We start from the raw sequence: 16,414 nt of genomic DNA, 5'->3' as shown, positions 1-16,414 counted from the left end.
CGCCTATTTATTGGCGACTTCAATCTTTTTATAAGACAAATATGCAAGTACATTTTTACTTGAATCGTATTTCGGGTTATTTCCTTTTCTCGGCTCTCTCAAATGTGTCTTTTCAAATCCAGGAATGTCCGGCATTTTCTCCATAAATTCAAGCATTTCTTCCTCAGTACCTTCAATGCGTACACGAATCATTATATCTATTCCTCAATTCTCAGTTTCTCTGTACTAAGTATATCGTACTTCAGAAAGACTGCAACACATTTATCTTTTTAATGTTGTACTTTTTTTACATATAAACATAGCCATTTCAGTATAGAACGACTCTACTTTATTATTTTTAAATTGAATATTAAAATATCCCTTCATTTCGTTTGGTGCTTTCATCATACATTCTGTTAATTTTTCACGCTTTTGTAAAGGGACATCCATCATATTACACCACCAGTCAAAATCAAATTTCTTATCAAAAGTAAGACATGACTGCATTTGCAAACCGTTTTTTTCTAATAAAGTAAGCCATTCTGTCTTTTTTAGAGCTCGTTCATGACTTGGGTCTCGCTTTTTTTCTATAAAATTATAAAATGTATCATATTCATTATTTTCTGGCGAAACATTATCTATTAAGATGAATAATCCATTATCCTTCAATGTACGATTTACTTCATAAATAAATTGAGCCGGATTCGTAAAATGATGGGCTGCAATCCGGCATGTGATTGTATCAAAAAAATGGTCTGCAAATGGTAAATCCTCTGCGTTTCCTGCTACAAAAGATACATTTTCATGCCCATTCTGCTTTATAAAAACTTTTGCTTTTTCTAACATCTGTTCTGTTAAATCAAGTGCAACTACTTCTTCAAACATAGGTGCTAACATATTTGCCACATGTCCACCACCAGTAGCAACATCAAGAAGACGATTATTATGACGAGACTCAACTTGTTGAACTACATATTGTAAATCCAGTCCTTTAGCATGTACTTTACTATTTACATATTTATCTGCATTACTGCCAAACTGTTTTTTCACAAGCTCTTCTTTACTCATATTATCATCTTCTTTCTATTGTTATTTACATATACGACTCATATAATTATTACAATTCTCTTCATGTATTTTCAAATCCTCTTTTCATCTCACTTCTCATCACATTCCTTATAATCAAAATAATATGATTATACGTTATTGCATTAAACAAAAAGGCTACAGGAACTTTCCCTAACCTGACTAAATATTTACTACATTTTTATTTCTTCGTATATATCTATATAATATAAATCCTCTTTCAACTTCATAATAACATCTACTTCGTTATAAGTAGCCTCACGAGCATGTAAACCAAATTGATCCATACCAATCCATATCCACCCAGGTGTAAGATATAAAACATCTATATTAAAATAATCTAACTTAGTAAGCTCCGATGTAATAAATTTATCTTTATTAGCGATTTGTTTATCTATTAAACCATATTCTTTTCCATTTTCAAATAGCGATATAAATTTCCCTACAATCGGATGTTCACGAACAATAAAATGATATTCTTTTTCCTCTATATTTACCACAATCAAACGAGAAACAGATAAATCAAGCCCTGAATTCGACATATTTGTTTATTCACCTCCTTATATAGGCTTCTTAAATATGATAACAAACGAATATTCAAATTAAGTTAATATAATGTAAAATAAAAAGCTGAATTCCTTTAGAAATCAGCCTTTATAATTCGATCAACTTTATACTTTTACAAATTATTATAATGTTTCTTTTTCCTCATCATTTCCGGAAACTAAACTTCCTATAGCATCCGCTGTTACTTCCACTACAAACTCATAAATACCAGCTACAACTTCTCCAATTATTTCATCCATCTTTTTACCCCCTTATTTTATATAACTATTTGTAGTATAGAAGAAATTGGTAAATACAAACTATCGAAAAAGGTGACATAAACCTTACAGAATTGTAAGCTCTTTCCCCCCTTTGAAACTCGAAGTATTTTTAGCAGACAAATAGGCCATCATAATATGGGACAACTAATAATCCTGTCAAAGGAGGTGTTTAAAATGTACTATGTGAAATTAATTAAAGGTCAATCATTCTATGCTTTTGATCATCGTTTCTTAGTGTCTGAAGAAGAAGAAGTTTCCGAGAAAATTTATAATTACTTACGACGTAATGAATTTTTGAAGTACGTAAAGAAGAATATTCTGCTTAATTACAAAAAGCATTAAGAAAATATCATCTTATTTTGATATATTCTTGATGCTTTTATGTGAATTTCTTCTTTTCAATAATTGTTGTTGACTCTATTAAATAATCTAGTATTTGTCCAAGCTAATTCTTAACTATTTTTATATTCTAGTATATGAAAATAGTTAAGAATATGACTCATATCATTGATTACCAAGCTACTCAACCTATTAGTAAAACTGGTGAAACAACTTTTGCAATCCCCTCTTCTCCAAATAAAGCAATTTTAGCAAATTTGAAATTAAGAATTTCAAGTAGAGATTCACGTAATAATCGAGTAGAATTAATCGCTACAATTGGTGTAGAAGGAATAACTGGGACTTCACAAGTTTTATTCCGAATTTTCCGTGATAATATTGAAGTTTTTAATGCACAAGTAGATATTGAATCTACAGATTCTGAACAATTTTATGTACAAACATTTCAAGCTATAGATCAAAACGTTAGCAGTGGAACACACGAATATTCATTAACTGTAGAAAACCTTACTAGTGGTGCTAGTGCAGAAGTTGTTGGTCCTCTATCTTTTAGCGCTTTAGCTATTGGAAAAGAGCAAAAATGTTGCTAAGTGAATCTAATATTTAATTTTGTACTTGAGAAAAGCGAGGCGTAGTTATACGTTCTTGCTTTTATATATATTCTTACTTTCTATTAGCTTTAATCATAAAATTTTTACGTTTTGATTCACTTATTTCAGCACTTAACACATCAAATTTTTGACAAATCAAAAAGATTGAAATCCACTTATGAAACACGTAATATAGACTCTGACTCTAAAAAAGTTCGTATAAAAACACTACATAAATAAGGAGGTTTTATATACGAGTTTTTCATTTTAAAAGACGGAGAGGTTTTAATGTTATGTGGCGTAATAAAAACGTTTGGATTGTTTTAATTGGGGAGTTTATTGCAGGTCTAGGATTATGGCTTGGTATTCTTGGGAACCTTGAATTTATGCAAAAATATGTCCCTTCTGATTTCATGAAATCAGTTATATTATTTATCGGACTATTAGCCGGTGTTCTAGTTGGACCTATGGCTGGCCGTGTCATCGATCAGTATGAAAAGAAAAAAGTTCTTCTTTACGCTGGGTTTGGTCGAGTTTTAAGTGTTATTTTCATGTTTTTTGCTATTCAATTTGAAAGTATCGCATTTATGATTGCATTTATGGTTGCTCTTCAAATTTCAGCAGCATTTTATTTCCCTGCATTACAATCTGTAATTCCACTCATCGTACGTGAGCATGAGTTATTACAAATGAACGGTGTACATATGAATGTTGGTACAATTGCTCGTATTGCAGGTACTTCACTAGGTGGAATTCTTTTAGTTGTGATGAGTTTACAGTACATGTATGCCTTCTCAATGGCAGCATACGCCTTATTATTCCTCTCGACTTTCTTCCTACAATTCGAAGACAAGAAATCAACAACACCAAGTAAACAAGCTGCAAAAGATAATAGCTTTATGGAAGTATTTCGTATTTTAAAAGGAATTCCTATTGCTTTTACAGCACTTATATTAAGTATCATCCCTCTATTATTTATAGCTGGGTTTAATTTAATGGTTATTAACATTAGCGAAATGCAACATGATCCTACGATTAAAGGGTTCATATATACAATTGAAGGTGTCGCATTTATGATAGGTGCCTTCGTAATTAAACGTCTATCTGATCATTTCAAACCTGAAAAATTACTATATTTCTTTGCAGTTTGTACTGCTTTTGCACATCTGTCATTGTTCTTTAGCGATATAAAATGGATGGCTCTTACATCATTTGGGTTGTTTGGGTTTAGTGTTGGCTGCTTCTTCCCTATTATGTCGACGATTTTCCAAACGAAAGTGGAAAAAAGTTATCACGGTCGCCTCTTCTCATTCCGTAATATGTTTGAGAGGGTTATGTTCCAAATCGTCTTACTTGGCACAGGCTTCTTCTTAGATACAATTGGGTTACAATATATGGTTCTCATCTTCGGAGTCGTTTCATTATTGATTATTTCTATTTCCCTCTCTAAGCAGAAACATTATGAAAAACAGCATTCGCAATCTGCGAATTTATAAAATAAACAAAGAAGTATGGATCTAATATTGAATCCATACTTCTTTGTTTTATAATACGCCTATTTATTACGTTTATTGAAATTACCTAAAGGAGTATCCTCCTTTAATTTCGAATAGATTATAAAAAGTACTCTTTATAAAAGGAGTGGTAAAATGTCTGATGGCATCGAAGTATTTATTGTCCTTCTCTTTGCAATTGCTCTGTTTAGCATCCTAAACTTTTTAGCCATTTCCTTATCTGGACATAGTTTTAAAAAAAGAATCGTGGCAGGTTTCATATTTTTACTACTGACTCCCATTATCTTTTTGACTATCGCAACATTTGCTTCTATATTCGATAAAGCAGGATTTGGCGCAGGTACGTTAGCCTTTATGATCGCAAGCGTATATATATTAAATGGAATAGTGATTCTGCTTTCCTCTTTATTTATGCTCAAAAAAGACATAACATAGGCTATGGTACTAGCATGAATCTGACTTTACACTAGATTCATGCTTATTTAATTTCTCCTAAATTTTTATATGAAATTAAATAATTCTTTAACAAAATTTAAACTTTATTTATTATAATATCCCTATCGTATTCGCACGTTTATTCAAATTTAAAAGAAAGGAGCACAAAATGAAAAAGGTTCTACTTACAATTCCTATACTAATCATCCTACTTAGTGGATGCAGCAATAACGATATATACGGTTCTTGGGAAGTCGTTGACAATAAAAATGGTGAATGCCCTGTATATTATAAATTTGAAACAGTTGTCAAAAAAGAAAATAAAGAGGAAATTGTGCAAAATTTAGTAGAAATGCAAACAACAAAGAATAAAGACGATTTATATAAAGGCTCATTTGTCAAAAATTCTAATGTATATCACATTGATTATGGTAATTCATTTACATCGGACCAAACTTTAAAAGTTGCCGACGGTACACTAAATGTATACTTTTTGACAGCCGAAAAATTATGCACATATAAAAAGAAATGATTACATTTCAGAGGAGACGCAGAAAATATTTTCTGCGTTATTTCACTTTAGAAATCGGCCACAAAAATAGCCCTTGTTTTCGTATTCTTTTTCATTCAAAACATGAGAAATATACTTAATAAAAACTAGAGAATACCTTAAGTTATATAAAATGAATCCTATAATAGACATTTCAATTAACGCATCTACGCTATTTACATCGATACTTTTCAAAATAGGCTAATCCTTCCTCTAAATTTGTCAATCATTTTAATTTTCATAAAAAAATGATAAAATATAAACATGTGTTTTCAGAATAATTAAAAATGCAGAATGAAAGCACTGTTTTAGGAGGGGTTTTGATGACTTACACGTTAGCAACTAGAATGAAAGCATTCCAATCTTCTATATTTAGTGAATTAGGAGCCTATAAAAAAGAAAAAATTGCAGCAGGTCATAACATGATTGATTTGAGCATCGGAAATCCTGATATGCCGCCCGCTGATTTTGTAAGAGAAACAATGGTACATACAGCGAGTGAGAAAGAGAGCTACGGGTATACATTATCAGGTATTCAAGAATTTCACGAAGCTGTAACTGAATATTACAACAATACTCATAACGTTTTATTAAATGCGGATAAAGAAGTTTTATTATTAATGGGTTCACAAGACGGGCTCGTTCATTTACCTATGGTTTATGCAAATCCAGGTGATATTATATTAGTTCCTGATCCAGGATATACAGCTTATGAAACAGGTATTCAAATGGCTGGTGCAATATCTTACTACATGCCTTTAAAGAAAGAGAATGATTTCTTACCAGACTTAGAAGTCATCCCTGAAGAAATTGCCGATCAAGCGAAGATGATGATTTTAAACTTCCCAGGGAATCCCGTTCCAGCAATGGCTCATGAAGATTTCTTTAAAGAAGTAATCGCATTCGCGAAAAAGCATAATATTATCGTTGTCCATGATTTTGCTTATGCCGAATTTTATTTTGATGGTAATAAGCCAATTAGCTTCCTCTCTGTACCTGGTGCTAAAGAAGTTGGCGTAGAAATCAATTCTTTGTCAAAAAGTTATAGTTTAGCAGGTAGCCGTATTGGATATATGATTGGAAACGAAGAAATTGTTCGTGCACTTACTCAATTTAAATCTAATACCGATTACGGTGTATTTTTACCAATTCAAAAAGCGGCATGTGCTGCACTAAGAAACGGTGCTACGTTTTGTGAGAAAAACCGTGAAATTTATCAAGAACGTAGAGATACACTAATCGATGGATTCCGAACATTTGGCTGGAATGTCGATAAGCCAGCTGGTAGTATGTTTGTCTGGGCAGAAATTCCACAAGGATGGACTTCTCTAGACTTCGCTTATGCATTAATGGATCGTGCGAATGTCGTTGTTACACCTGGTCATGCATTTGGACCTCACGGAGAAGGCTTCGTACGTATTGCACTCGTTCAAGATAAAGAAGTGTTGCAACAAGTTGTTGAAAACATTAGAAATAGCGGCATTTTCGTCCTTGAAAAAGTAAATGAATTAGTTAAAAATTAATTCCGGCTCCCCTGCTTAACTTTAGCAGGGGTATTATTAATTGGAGGTACTTTCATATGCATATTAAAGACACACTTCCCCATCGTTATCCATTTTTAATGATTGATAAAGTAACAAATGTAAAACAAGATGAATTCGTTACAGGATATAAACTCATTACAAATAACGAATGGTTTATAAATGATAGTCACAAACATATGCCTCATATGTTAATTGTAGAAGCACTTGCTCAGCTTAGTGCATTTGTACATACAAGTGATTCTGAAGGACTAGGATTCCTCTCCTCTTTAGATGGAGTTGAATTCCACGGAAAAGCATATCCCGGTGATAAACTTGATTTACATTATGAGCTAACGCGCAATCGCCGAGGTTTTGTTCTTGGTAAAGGTATTGCAACTGTAAACGACCAGCCTATTGTAACTATAGAAAAACTATTAATATATCAAGCAGATTAAAGTGTTCCTTATATCAGTTGGAAATATCTATTCTCAACCGATTAAGTAAATAGGAAAACATATTACGTAGTTAGGAGCAGGAAAATGGAACGTACTATCGGTATCGATGCTGGAGGCACATTAACGAAAATAGCTTATTTTAACAAAAAAAAGCTATTAACTTTTGAAAAATTTTATTCGCATGAACAACATAAAATAATAGATTGGATTAAAAACAACAATGGCATAAAACAAATATGTATTACGGGTGGTAAATCGAAACTATTACAGCAACTGCTTACAGGTTCATATAAAATAATAGAGCTAAGCGAATTTGAAGCTACTCTTGCAGGTGTCCAATTCATATTAAAAGAAGAACAACATACTATAAACAATTTTATTTTAACCAATATCGGTACAGGTACTTCTATCCATTATGTTTATAATGAACAATATATTCGCGCTGGTGGAACCGGAGTTGGCGGTGGGACTATTATGGGACTTTCAAAATTGTTAACAAATATAGATCATTTTGAAGATGTAATCCCTCTAACAAAGGTAGGATCTAGAAAAGAACTAGATATTACGGTTGGAGATATTTATGGTGGTATTCTTTCCCCTATCGATAATAACTTAACTGCTAGTAACTTCGGAAAAGCAGCCATTACAGAATCAAATAATAGTAGCTCCGATATACTAGCTACTGTACAAGGACTTGTTGGTGAAGTCGTTACTGCATTAAGCCTTCAATTCGCTGAAACAAAAAACATTGAACATATTATTTATATTGGTTCGACTTTATGTAATAACGTACAACTTCAACATATTATTAGTAGCTACACCGAATATCAAAATAAAACACCAATCTTTTTACAAGATGGTGGTAATAGCGGTGCAATTGGTGCATTACTTCATGCTACGAAATAAAAAGCTGACTTTTGTCAGCTTTTTAGAAATGGCACTTCAAATTCAATAATTGATTCCCCGTTCTCTCCAATTCGCTCCACGCTTATTCTATCAATCACACAATTTAACTTCCCATGAAAACTAGGAATCTCCTTCACTACTTCAGCAGCTAATTCGGCACTTTCTTTTCTTCCGACTGTTACATGCGGGATGTACGGAATGTCTTCTTTCAAAAATTGTAATAAAGGTCCTGTATATAGAATATTATGTAGTTCCTCTATTTGTTCTTTCCCCTTTTCAACTCGTAAAAACAAATATTCTCTTTCACTTGTAATTTGATTCGTAAATTCAATTTCTATATTCTGTATCGGTTTTGATACATTTATAATATGTAATTTCAGCTCATCATTTGAAATCGAACTTTCAAATGGGAATACAATTGTAATATGCGGTGAAATTAATCCAAATAAAGGATCATGTTTTTGCCTAATGTCCTCGATTTCGCTAATGAACATGTTGTTTAGAAAAAGTAAAATTGTACGCATTTTTATCCCCTCAACTTTTCCTCATTATAATATGTATCATATTCTATGACAGCCTGCCCTTCAACAACTTGTTTTGCTTACCTGTAAAAATAAAAAAACTTCTCAAATGAGAAGTTTTCATATAGCATGATTATTATTTTCCCGCCAAACTTTTCTAAACTTATACTTTGAACTGTTCCACCACCGGGTAAATGATTAACAATTGCAACCACATCTGAATTATTACCAACGTATGTCCCAGTATATTTCTTAAAATCATCTGACCTAACATCATATATATCTTTTATTCTTTCCCCGTTAGAACAAGCCGTAATGAATAAAAAAATTGTTAGCATAACGATTATGTTATGATGCATATATTTCATTTAGCATCCCCATTTTTATCGATATTTCGTTAATTACAATATTTACTTTCAAATCCCTTTTTAAATATACGCATTTTAATCAAAATTAAAAATTTTCATTTTTATGTTTACAATTATCCATTAATTGTATATACTTACTAACGTAAGAAAAAAATTCTAAAAGGAGGTCGAAGGAAATGATGAAATTACAATTACATGCATTAACTTTAGCGTTAACTGCACCTGTGTTTTCTGGACAATTAAATATGAATTCGACCACCCTAATGGAGAATTGAAAATCGTACTTTATTTCATTTAATTCATAAATTCGCCACAGGAGGTCGTATACTTTCCTGTGGCTTTTTCACGCCCAGCCATAGGAGAACTGTATCTTCCTGTGGTTTTTTTGCGCGATTTTTTAGTCTCTTACATTATTTTTCTAAGAAAGGAGCAACATTCAATGACTATTAGCGTATTGTTTTTAAGTATTACGATTCAAAGAAATACAATTTCCAAAGATGAAATTCTTCATAATGAGCAAATTGAAAAAGCTATGAATGATGTTAAGGAGCGCCAAGCACTTTACTGTGATCACCTGTAATTCCTTTTTGAAAGGAGGAATTCATTTATGACTTTTCATATTTTCTTTTTTACGACTGTGCTTCAAAAACATACTTTATCTGAAACTGAAATCAATCGTAAACAACAGTTAAAACAACTGACTGATAAAATAACTGACATTAAAAGTTCATACTACACTCAAATGTATTAAAAATATATTTTAAAGGGGTAATATATTCATGAAATTTAAAGCATTCTTTTTAACAATCACCATTCAAAAACGTAAGCTTTCACAGAAAGAGATTTTACGTGAACAACACATCCAAAGCATTATGGACGAAGTAAAAGAGCGCCCATCTTCTTATTACACTCGTCTTTTCTAAATCACTTATAAAGGGGTAATTATTTTATGAAATTTAAAGTATTCTTTTTAACCATTACCATTCAAAAAAATAAATTTTCCGAGTCTGAAATGCTTCATGAGCGACAAATTAATCAGGCTATGGATTCTGTAAAAGAAAGACAAAGTCATTACTGTAGTCACCTATAATTTCTTATTACACTCGTTTTTTCTAAATCATTTATAAAGGGGCAATTATTTTATGAAATTTAAAGTATTCTTTTTAACCATTACCATTCAAAAAAATAAATTTTCTGAGTCTGAAATGCTTCATGAACGACAAATTAATCAGGCTATGAATTCTGTAAAAGAAAGACAAAGTCATTACTGTAGTCATCTGTAATTCCAATTCGAAAGGAGGAATTCACATATGAAGTTTCACCTTTTCTTTTTAACCATTATCATTCAAAAAGAAACAATATCTCAAAATGAATTAAAACAAGAAAGACAATATAAACAAGTTATTAATGAAATTCGAGATCGTAGAAGCAAATACTACACTCACCTTTAATCGTTTAACTATATGGAATTGAAAGGAGTCGATTATGATGTTGATAGCACGCTGTAAGGAAATGATTTGGATAGTTCAGAGGGATTCCACATAGTTTTATAGAGCTTATACCACACAAGTTTATCACTGAATTTGATGTATAAAAAATATATAATAAAATCAAATCAACCCAATGTTAATTATTTATTTATAAACAAAAGATACACCACTTAAAAAGCGGTGTATCTTCCTCAGTTTTTACTATTTTCGGTTACTTCTCTTCGTCTTAAACAATCTCACTAAGTTCGAAACAACTGTTTTTGTTACTGCATAAACTGGTACTGCTAAAATCATTCCGATGATTCCAGCAAAGTTTCCTACCCCTAAAATTAGGATAATAATTGTTAATGGGTGGATGTTTAATTTCGAGCTCATAATACGTGGTGAAATAATATTACTTTCAAACTGTTGTACAATTGTTACGATAATAATTACGTATAAGGCTTGCATCGGAGATACGAACAGTCCTACAATAACAGCTGGTGCTGCCCCGATAAATGGACCTAAGTTAGGAATGATGTTTGTAAATGCTGCGATAATTCCTAAAACGAAAGCGTACGGTAAATCAATAATTAAATAACCGATAAAAGTAAACGCACCTACAAATATACAAACGAGCGCTTGCCCTTGAATATATGCAGATAATGTTTCGTTCGTTTCCTTAATGATACGAAGCCCCTCTTCACGGTAAGATTCTGGTAATAAACTTACCGCTTTTCCTGGAAAGGCATGTCCATCTTTAAACATGTAAAATAAAATGAACGGTACAGTAAATACAACTAATGCAACGTTCGTGATAATACCAAATAAAGCCGTTGCACTCGACGTAATTGTATTTGGTATATCTTTTAAGTATTCAATCGCATTTTTTTCAATTGTTTCAATGGAAACGTAGTTTTGTGTAGATAACCATTCAAACAACCTATGATGTGATAATTCTTGTATGTATACTTTTCCCTCTTTTATGTAGCCTGGCATATTTTTTACTAAGTCCATTAGCTGTTGTGAAATCGTAGGAACAACTACTCCAACGCCAACCGCAGTTAATGTTATGATAAAAAGATATAACAGCAATATCGCTAAATTTCTAGGTACTTTTTTATTCTCCAAAAAGATTAATACAGGATTAAATATGAAGTATAAAAAAAGCGCGATTAAGATTGGGAAAAATAATGTTGATATGAAGATACCAATCGGTTGAAATAAAAATGATATTTTTGTGCAAATAAATATGATTCCTACAACCATTAGCACTTCTAATGTCCAAAAGTGCACTTTTGATTTCAAAAAAATGGCCTCCTTTAAACTAGCACTTCTCTTCATTGTACCAAAATAAGTATGAATTTCACATAATATTTTCCTTTACAATATTCCAAAATACCAATAAATACACTACAATGAGATTACATACAAATTTGCAGGTAAAGGTGATAAAAATGACACAATGCATCATTTGCAGAAAAGATACGAAAGAACTTAGTGAACAATATGTCATTCCAGAAATATTATGTGGATATTATTTCACAAACTCAATTTGTGATACTTGTCATGAACAAATGACAACAAATATTGATCGCCCTTTAATTAGGCATAAATTGAGTCAATTTAAGATTGAACAAATGAAAAGACAAATTGATTCCCCACTCTATACGAATGAGCACGGTGAGGAACTTGCGGCTGCTGAGACTGATGTTGTCGAAGTAAGCGACGAAATTCTTTATTCTAATGCATTAATTATGAAACTATGTAAAAAGCACGATATTTCCTTACATAATGAAATTTGGAAAGAGGAACGTGTAACGAAAGTAGCGAGTTCTATTCAACGTGAATTACTATTAGATAACCGTAAATATAAAATGAGTATATTAAAAATGGCTTATACATTCGCTGTACAAGCAGTTGATGGCTACTTTGAAGATCAAGATGCAATTGATATTTCTACCATTCTCTCAAATGCAGATTTCGTGGAACTAAAAGAAAAAAGCATTGTACGTGATTTAAGCAAAAGTTCTTTATGGAATACGCTAAATACAAGTAGTGAAAATCATTACTTTATTTTACTTAGCGATAAAGACGGTCTGTTTTGCTTCATTCGCTTGTTTGACATCTTTGATGTTGTCGTTCATTTATCAGAAAAAAGATTTGACCTTCCATCACCCATTGTCGGTGTAAATAATGTGAATACACAGAAATTTTATGTCCAAAGTTTAAAACAGTATATGGATGGGCTGTTCAAAGAAAAAGCACCTACTATATAATAGATACCAGAACATACGGTCTCCTTTCTTGATGAAAAGACACTGTGTTATAATGAGTATGAAAAGAACAATACAATCACATAAACCAATTATAAATTGTATATAAATAAAAAAGACTAGTGTGCGGCTACACACTAGTCCACGTAACTTAGCAGATTGGATTGTTCATTTATCCTATTTGTTTCTTACAAACAAAACAACCCACATTCTATAGGCATAGGTGGGTTGTTATTTTTTGAGCTTGTCTATTAAAACGACGACGAACGTTAACAATGCAACGAGAAACAGTCCACCCTGCAGTAGCAACGCTATTTCACTCACGTATTATCACCCCCCTCCTACTCGGAGAAGTGATAATTGAACAACCAACCGCACCTTAAGTTACCCTTTGATTTTACCATATTTTCTAATAATTTACGATGAAAACCCGCAAGCGAATAACTTGCGGATTTTTTATACCCTATTAACAGGCAGTAAACAAAATGAAGCAATAAATAAGTGAAACTTTATTTCTCACTATTTTTTTAATGCATATGCATCAGCAATCATTTCACCAACAATTTTATTTTCTTCTTTCTTCTTGTCTTTCAATAATGGGAATAACAATTCTGCCACTTCATACGCTTCTTCTAAATGCGGATATCCTGATAAAACAAACGTATCAATTCCTAACGATTCATATTCTTTTATCCTTTCTGCTACTGTATGCGGATCGCCTACAAGTGCAGTACCTGCCCCACCTCTTACAAGTCCGATACCAGCCCATAAATTAGGGCTTATCTCTAACGACTCTCTCGTACCTTTATTTAAATGTGTCATCCGTTTTTGACCAACCGAATCATATCTTGCAAATGTCTTTTGAGCAAGCTCAATTGTTTCATTATCTACATATTGAATTAAACGTTCGGCCTCTTCCCATGCTTCTTCTTCTGTCTCTCTTACAATTACGTGTAATCTAATGCCAAATCGGACTGTACGCCCCTTCTCTTCTGCAAGTTTTCTTACTTCTTCTACTTTTTCTTTTACTTGCTCTGGCGGCTCTCCCCACGTTAAATATACATCACTATGTTCAGCTGCTACTTCTTTTCCAGCAGCTGATGATCCTCCGAAATATATAGGAGGATATGGCGTTTGAACTGGTGGGAATACAACTTTACTATCTGTAACTTGAATATGTTTTCCTTCTAAAGAGATCGTTTCACCTTGCAATGTCGATTTCCAAACTTTTAAAAATTCATCCGCTGCTTCATACCTTTCATCATGATCAAGATATAATCCATCTCCTTGTAGTTCAACTGGATCTCCTCCAGCTACTACATTAATAAGCAGTCTCCCATCTGAAATTCTATCAAATGTAGATGCCATCCTCGCTGCAACTGTAGGGGACATTAGTCCTGGTCTCACTGCTACTAAAAATTTTAATTTTTCTGTTTCAGCAGCAAGAGCTGAAGCTAACACCCAAGGGTCTTCACATCCTTGACCAGTTGGAAGTAAAACACCCGTATATCCTAAATAATCAGCTGCCGCAGCAACTTGCTTATAATAACCATATTCAGCTGCTCTTCCTCGTTTTGTCGTTCCTAAATATCGACCATCTCCATAAGCCGGAATAAACCATAATAATTCCATGCCTTTACACACCCCTTATTTATTTTGAATCGTATACTAACACATTCTATATAAATTACCCCTAATAATTTATATGTTAATTCCCAGTCTCACCTTTAAAATTATCTCGCCATCTTAAAAACTTCGCTTCTAGTAAACGTACTAGAGAGTCAGAAAACTTCCCAACAAATGCAAAGATAATTATGCCGACAAATACGATATCTGTATTTGAAAATTGCCTTGCATCCATAATCATATAACCAATACCTTCTGTAGATCCCATAAGTTCTGCTACTACTAAACTCACCCATGCAACACCTAACGATAACCTTGCTCCTAGTAAAAGGTTAGGCAATGCAGATGGTAAAATGAGTTTCGTAATTAGTTTTCTTTTGCTAAACTCTAACACTCTCGCAACATCAAATAACTTTGAATCCACACCTCTAATACCTAAAAATGCGTTTACGTATAAAGGAAAAAATGCACCATCTGCAATTAATAACACTTTCGATGTTTCACCAAAACCGAACCATAATACGAAAAGTGGCGCAACAGCTAGATGAGGTACAGTTCTTAACATTTGCACAGATGGATCTAAATATTGCTCACTTCTCGTTGAAAATCCAACAATCGTTCCTAAAATGATTCCTAAGCCCCCACCAATAAAGAAACCAGCCGCAGCCCTGAATACACTAATACTTAAATGGCCGAATAACTCTCCTGTTTTAATAAGCTCTTGGAAAGCTAAAAAAATATCTAATGGTGTTGGTAAAACTGTTTTAGAAACAAGGCCGAATACGCCAGCTAACTGCCAAATTATTAATATAATAACCGGTATAGTAATCGCCCTTACTAAAACTTTTACATTTAACTTTCGCACATTCTTAACTCTGTTTTTCTCAATCGTTATACTCGCTGGTTTCATAACAGCTTTCGTATTTTCCACTTTACAAAACCTCTTTTCACTTCGCTTTCAATGCTTTTTCTACGAAAAAATTATCTAAAACTTTTTCCGCCTTAATTTCTTTCTTTATAGAACCGAGCTTATATTGAAAATCCGCTGTCTTTTGTTGTTCTGCTATTATTTCCTTCGTTACCGGAACTAAAATTGGTTTGTCGTGATTAAACACTTCTTTTACGATCTCCGCATCTATCTTTTTTACAGAAGTATATACTTTTATTGCTTCATCTAAGTTAGCATCTTGCCATACACGTGCTTTCTCATAAACTTTGAGGAATTTCTCAACTAATTCTGGATGTTCTTTCGCAAATTTTGTTCTCGTAATTAAAAATTCTGGTGAAGAGACATTTAATGTTTCACCGTCTGCAATCACCTTCGCACCTTTATTTAACGTATGTAATGATATGAAAGGGTCCCAAATCGCCCATGCATCTACTGATCCTGATTCGAATGCAGGCTGCGCTTCATCTGGTTGTAATTGAATGACATTTACCTCTTTTGCATCAATCCCTTCTTTATCAAGTGCTCGATACAATAAATTAAAGGCACTACTTCCTTTTGCTACTGCAATTTTTTTACCTTTTAACTCTTTTACACTCGCAATCTTGCTATCTTTTTGAACGAGAATTCCAGTTCCTTTTCTCGCATAACTTGTATTGGCGATTTCGGTAAATCCAATACCTGCTGCTTGCGCTGAAATGACTGGAGAATTCCCTACTTCACCAAAGTCTAATCGGTTTGATGCGATTGCTTCAAAATAAGGAGGTCCACTTTGGAACTCTGTCCATTTCACTTTAACTCCTTCTTTTTTAAACTCCTCTTCAAACCACCCCTTTTTCTTTGCTAGTAATAGCGGGCTTAACCCTTGCTGTATACCAATTTGTATTGTTACATCTTCTTTCTTACTACTTGCTGTACTTTTTTCACATCCTAATAAACATACTGATATAGCTAAAGCAAAAGAAAGAATTTTAAATTTTTTATACATATAAAATCACCCTTTT

The 16,414-nt window shown here is 32.8% G+C and carries 23 protein-coding genes and 2 pseudogenes; 15 read left to right on the top strand and 10 right to left on the bottom strand.

Translation table 11 applies throughout. The features are described 5' to 3' along the window. Positions 1-3: 3 nt before the first annotated feature. From IQ781_RS01640 to IQ781_RS01630, 3 genes are all read right to left on the bottom strand, one after another. Positions 4-192, bottom strand: coding sequence for a DUF3970 family protein (locus IQ781_RS01640; protein WP_000621878.1), 189 nt, complete (start codon positions 190-192; stop codon positions 4-6). Between the two features lie 69 nt (positions 193-261). Then, positions 262-1,047 carry a class I SAM-dependent methyltransferase gene (locus IQ781_RS01635; protein WP_000031317.1) on the bottom strand — a complete coding sequence of 262 codons (786 nt, stop codon included), beginning with the start codon at positions 1,045-1,047 and terminating at the stop codon, positions 262-264. Between the two features lie 191 nt (positions 1,048-1,238). Next, complete coding sequence (locus tag IQ781_RS01630) at positions 1,239-1,607, bottom strand: hypothetical protein (RefSeq protein WP_000071475.1); 369 nt, start codon at positions 1,605-1,607, stop codon at positions 1,239-1,241. Between the two features lie 459 nt (positions 1,608-2,066). On the opposite strand from IQ781_RS01630, the pseudogene IQ781_RS01625 reads away from it, so the two are divergent. From IQ781_RS01625 to coaW, 8 genes and pseudogenes are all read left to right on the top strand, one after another. Next, a pseudogene (locus IQ781_RS01625) lies at positions 2,067-2,218 on the top strand (YqbF domain-containing protein). 168 nt (positions 2,219-2,386) lie between these two features. Beyond that, complete coding sequence (gene exsC / locus IQ781_RS01620) at positions 2,387-2,821, top strand: exosporium protein ExsC (RefSeq protein WP_139846752.1); 435 nt, start codon at positions 2,387-2,389, stop codon at positions 2,819-2,821. 293 nt (positions 2,822-3,114) lie between these two features. Continuing rightward, positions 3,115-4,317, top strand: a complete 1,203-nt coding sequence (locus tag IQ781_RS01615; RefSeq protein ID WP_000269258.1) for an MFS transporter — start codon at positions 3,115-3,117, stop codon at positions 4,315-4,317. A gap of 153 nt (positions 4,318-4,470) precedes the next feature. Beyond that, positions 4,471-4,770, top strand: a complete 300-nt coding sequence (locus tag IQ781_RS01610) for a hypothetical protein (RefSeq protein ID WP_001279463.1) — start codon at positions 4,471-4,473, stop codon at positions 4,768-4,770. 169 nt (positions 4,771-4,939) lie between these two features. Continuing rightward, positions 4,940-5,302, top strand: coding sequence for a hypothetical protein (locus IQ781_RS01605; RefSeq protein WP_000757022.1), 363 nt, complete (start codon positions 4,940-4,942; stop codon positions 5,300-5,302). Positions 5,303-5,643: 341 nt separating this feature from the next. Next, a complete protein-coding gene (locus tag IQ781_RS01600; RefSeq protein WP_000222693.1) occupies positions 5,644-6,843 on the top strand; it encodes an LL-diaminopimelate aminotransferase in 1,200 nt (399 codons plus the stop codon). A 56-nt stretch (positions 6,844-6,899) separates the two neighbouring features. Beyond that, the gene (locus IQ781_RS01595; RefSeq protein WP_000547649.1) at positions 6,900-7,298 is read left to right on the top strand and encodes a 3-hydroxyacyl-ACP dehydratase FabZ family protein; all 399 of its coding nucleotides are present in this window, start codon (positions 6,900-6,902) and stop codon (positions 7,296-7,298) included. An 84-nt stretch (positions 7,299-7,382) separates the two neighbouring features. Beyond that, on the top strand, positions 7,383-8,204 hold the full coding sequence (gene coaW / locus IQ781_RS01590; RefSeq protein ID WP_000442504.1) for a type II pantothenate kinase: 822 nt from the start codon (positions 7,383-7,385) through the stop codon (positions 8,202-8,204). Positions 8,205-8,218: 14 nt separating this feature from the next. Here coaW and IQ781_RS01585 read toward each other — a convergent pair whose 3' ends face one another. Both IQ781_RS01585 and IQ781_RS01580 read right to left on the bottom strand, forming a co-directional pair. After that, positions 8,219-8,728 (bottom strand): 2'-5' RNA ligase family protein, encoded by a 510-nt coding sequence (locus IQ781_RS01585; RefSeq protein ID WP_001259199.1) that lies wholly within the window; start codon positions 8,726-8,728, stop codon positions 8,219-8,221. 134 nt (positions 8,729-8,862) lie between these two features. Beyond that, positions 8,863-9,093, bottom strand: a pseudogene (locus tag IQ781_RS01580) (DUF4825 domain-containing protein); the annotation flags it as partial. A 439-nt stretch (positions 9,094-9,532) separates the two neighbouring features. Between IQ781_RS01580 and IQ781_RS01575 the strand changes: the two are divergent. The 6 genes from IQ781_RS01575 to IQ781_RS01550 are packed head-to-tail and all read left to right on the top strand — an operon-like array spanning position 9,533 to position 10,544. After that, the gene (locus IQ781_RS01575) at positions 9,533-9,673 is read left to right on the top strand and encodes a YrzI family small protein (RefSeq protein ID WP_000156193.1); all 141 of its coding nucleotides are present in this window, start codon (positions 9,533-9,535) and stop codon (positions 9,671-9,673) included. A gap of 27 nt (positions 9,674-9,700) precedes the next feature. Next, positions 9,701-9,844 (top strand): YrzI family small protein, encoded by a 144-nt coding sequence (locus IQ781_RS01570; RefSeq protein WP_000142712.1) that lies wholly within the window; start codon positions 9,701-9,703, stop codon positions 9,842-9,844. Positions 9,845-9,872: 28 nt separating this feature from the next. Continuing rightward, the gene (locus IQ781_RS01565; protein ID WP_139846750.1) at positions 9,873-10,016 is read left to right on the top strand and encodes a YrzI family small protein; all 144 of its coding nucleotides are present in this window, start codon (positions 9,873-9,875) and stop codon (positions 10,014-10,016) included. 26 nt (positions 10,017-10,042) lie between these two features. Continuing rightward, positions 10,043-10,183, top strand: a complete 141-nt coding sequence (locus IQ781_RS01560) for a YrzI family small protein (RefSeq protein WP_000669805.1) — start codon at positions 10,043-10,045, stop codon at positions 10,181-10,183. 52 nt (positions 10,184-10,235) lie between these two features. Further along, positions 10,236-10,376: a YrzI family small protein gene (locus IQ781_RS01555; protein WP_000669806.1), complete on the top strand. Its 141-nt coding sequence runs from the start codon at positions 10,236-10,238 to the stop codon at positions 10,374-10,376. A gap of 27 nt (positions 10,377-10,403) precedes the next feature. Continuing rightward, positions 10,404-10,544: a YrzI family small protein gene (locus tag IQ781_RS01550; protein ID WP_000668485.1), complete on the top strand. Its 141-nt coding sequence runs from the start codon at positions 10,404-10,406 to the stop codon at positions 10,542-10,544. Positions 10,545-10,784: 240 nt separating this feature from the next. Here IQ781_RS01550 and IQ781_RS01545 read toward each other — a convergent pair whose 3' ends face one another. After that, positions 10,785-11,870, bottom strand: a complete 1,086-nt coding sequence (locus IQ781_RS01545; RefSeq protein WP_000837892.1) for an AI-2E family transporter — start codon at positions 11,868-11,870, stop codon at positions 10,785-10,787. 149 nt (positions 11,871-12,019) lie between these two features. Here IQ781_RS01545 and IQ781_RS01540 point away from each other — a divergent pair, with 149 nt between their 5' ends. Next, positions 12,020-12,841, top strand: coding sequence for an HNH endonuclease (locus IQ781_RS01540; RefSeq protein WP_000189709.1), 822 nt, complete (start codon positions 12,020-12,022; stop codon positions 12,839-12,841). A gap of 228 nt (positions 12,842-13,069) precedes the next feature. On the opposite strand, the gene IQ781_RS01535 is transcribed toward IQ781_RS01540, so the two are convergent. The 4 genes from IQ781_RS01535 to IQ781_RS01520 all read right to left on the bottom strand — a co-directional run bounded on the left by IQ781_RS01535 (position 13,070) and on the right by IQ781_RS01520 (position 16,398). Next, positions 13,070-13,162 carry a putative holin-like toxin gene (locus tag IQ781_RS01535; protein WP_001289320.1) on the bottom strand — a complete coding sequence of 31 codons (93 nt, stop codon included), beginning with the start codon at positions 13,160-13,162 and terminating at the stop codon, positions 13,070-13,072. Between the two features lie 195 nt (positions 13,163-13,357). Continuing rightward, complete coding sequence (gene ssuD, locus IQ781_RS01530) at positions 13,358-14,470, bottom strand: FMNH2-dependent alkanesulfonate monooxygenase (protein WP_025686896.1); 1,113 nt, start codon at positions 14,468-14,470, stop codon at positions 13,358-13,360. Between the two features lie 76 nt (positions 14,471-14,546). Continuing rightward, positions 14,547-15,395 (bottom strand): ABC transporter permease, encoded by an 849-nt coding sequence (locus tag IQ781_RS01525; protein WP_000432128.1) that lies wholly within the window; start codon positions 15,393-15,395, stop codon positions 14,547-14,549. Positions 15,396-15,411: 16 nt separating this feature from the next. Then, the gene (locus IQ781_RS01520) at positions 15,412-16,398 is read right to left on the bottom strand and encodes an aliphatic sulfonate ABC transporter substrate-binding protein (RefSeq protein WP_139846749.1); all 987 of its coding nucleotides are present in this window, start codon (positions 16,396-16,398) and stop codon (positions 15,412-15,414) included. Between the last annotated feature and the right edge of the window lie 16 nt (positions 16,399-16,414).

The sequence above is a fragment of the Bacillus sp. N447-1 genome, from assembly GCF_022701035.1.
GTDB lineage: Bacteria > Bacillota > Bacilli > Bacillales > Bacillaceae_G > Bacillus_A > Bacillus_A cereus.
Note: the sequence above shows the minus strand (reverse complement) of the source record. Positions and strands in the feature narration are given on the sequence as shown.

What these genes read in the sequence shown, in the direction of transcription:
- IQ781_RS01565 (WP_139846750.1), top strand. Translation starts at nt 9,873, where the DNA reads ATGAAATTTAAAGCATTCTTTTTAACAATCACCATTCAAAAACGTAAG.
- IQ781_RS01595 (WP_000547649.1), top strand. Translation starts at nt 6,900, where the DNA reads ATGCATATTAAAGACACACTTCCCCATCGTTATCCATTTTTAATGATT.
- IQ781_RS01610 (WP_001279463.1), top strand. Translation starts at nt 4,471, where the DNA reads ATGTCTGATGGCATCGAAGTATTTATTGTCCTTCTCTTTGCAATTGCT.
- IQ781_RS01630 (WP_000071475.1), bottom strand. Translation starts at nt 1,607, where the DNA reads ATGTCGAATTCAGGGCTTGATTTATCTGTTTCTCGTTTGATTGTGGTA.
- IQ781_RS01555 (WP_000669806.1), top strand. Translation starts at nt 10,236, where the DNA reads ATGAAATTTAAAGTATTCTTTTTAACCATTACCATTCAAAAAAATAAA.
- IQ781_RS01585 (WP_001259199.1), bottom strand. Translation starts at nt 8,728, where the DNA reads ATGCGTACAATTTTACTTTTTCTAAACAACATGTTCATTAGCGAAATC.
- IQ781_RS01550 (WP_000668485.1), top strand. Translation starts at nt 10,404, where the DNA reads ATGAAGTTTCACCTTTTCTTTTTAACCATTATCATTCAAAAAGAAACA.
- coaW (WP_000442504.1), top strand. Translation starts at nt 7,383, where the DNA reads ATGGAACGTACTATCGGTATCGATGCTGGAGGCACATTAACGAAAATA.
- IQ781_RS01540 (WP_000189709.1), top strand. Translation starts at nt 12,020, where the DNA reads ATGACACAATGCATCATTTGCAGAAAAGATACGAAAGAACTTAGTGAA.
- IQ781_RS01600 (WP_000222693.1), top strand. Translation starts at nt 5,644, where the DNA reads ATGACTTACACGTTAGCAACTAGAATGAAAGCATTCCAATCTTCTATA.
- exsC (WP_139846752.1), top strand. Translation starts at nt 2,387, where the DNA reads ATGACTCATATCATTGATTACCAAGCTACTCAACCTATTAGTAAAACT.
- ssuD (WP_025686896.1), bottom strand. Translation starts at nt 14,470, where the DNA reads ATGGAATTATTATGGTTTATTCCGGCTTATGGAGATGGTCGATATTTA.
- IQ781_RS01640 (WP_000621878.1), bottom strand. Translation starts at nt 192, where the DNA reads ATGATTCGTGTACGCATTGAAGGTACTGAGGAAGAAATGCTTGAATTT.
- IQ781_RS01560 (WP_000669805.1), top strand. Translation starts at nt 10,043, where the DNA reads ATGAAATTTAAAGTATTCTTTTTAACCATTACCATTCAAAAAAATAAA.
- IQ781_RS01520 (WP_139846749.1), bottom strand. Translation starts at nt 16,398, where the DNA reads ATGTATAAAAAATTTAAAATTCTTTCTTTTGCTTTAGCTATATCAGTA.
- IQ781_RS01605 (WP_000757022.1), top strand. Translation starts at nt 4,940, where the DNA reads ATGAAAAAGGTTCTACTTACAATTCCTATACTAATCATCCTACTTAGT.
- IQ781_RS01575 (WP_000156193.1), top strand. Translation starts at nt 9,533, where the DNA reads ATGACTATTAGCGTATTGTTTTTAAGTATTACGATTCAAAGAAATACA.
- IQ781_RS01615 (WP_000269258.1), top strand. Translation starts at nt 3,115, where the DNA reads ATGTGGCGTAATAAAAACGTTTGGATTGTTTTAATTGGGGAGTTTATT.
- IQ781_RS01635 (WP_000031317.1), bottom strand. Translation starts at nt 1,047, where the DNA reads ATGAGTAAAGAAGAGCTTGTGAAAAAACAGTTTGGCAGTAATGCAGAT.
- IQ781_RS01570 (WP_000142712.1), top strand. Translation starts at nt 9,701, where the DNA reads ATGACTTTTCATATTTTCTTTTTTACGACTGTGCTTCAAAAACATACT.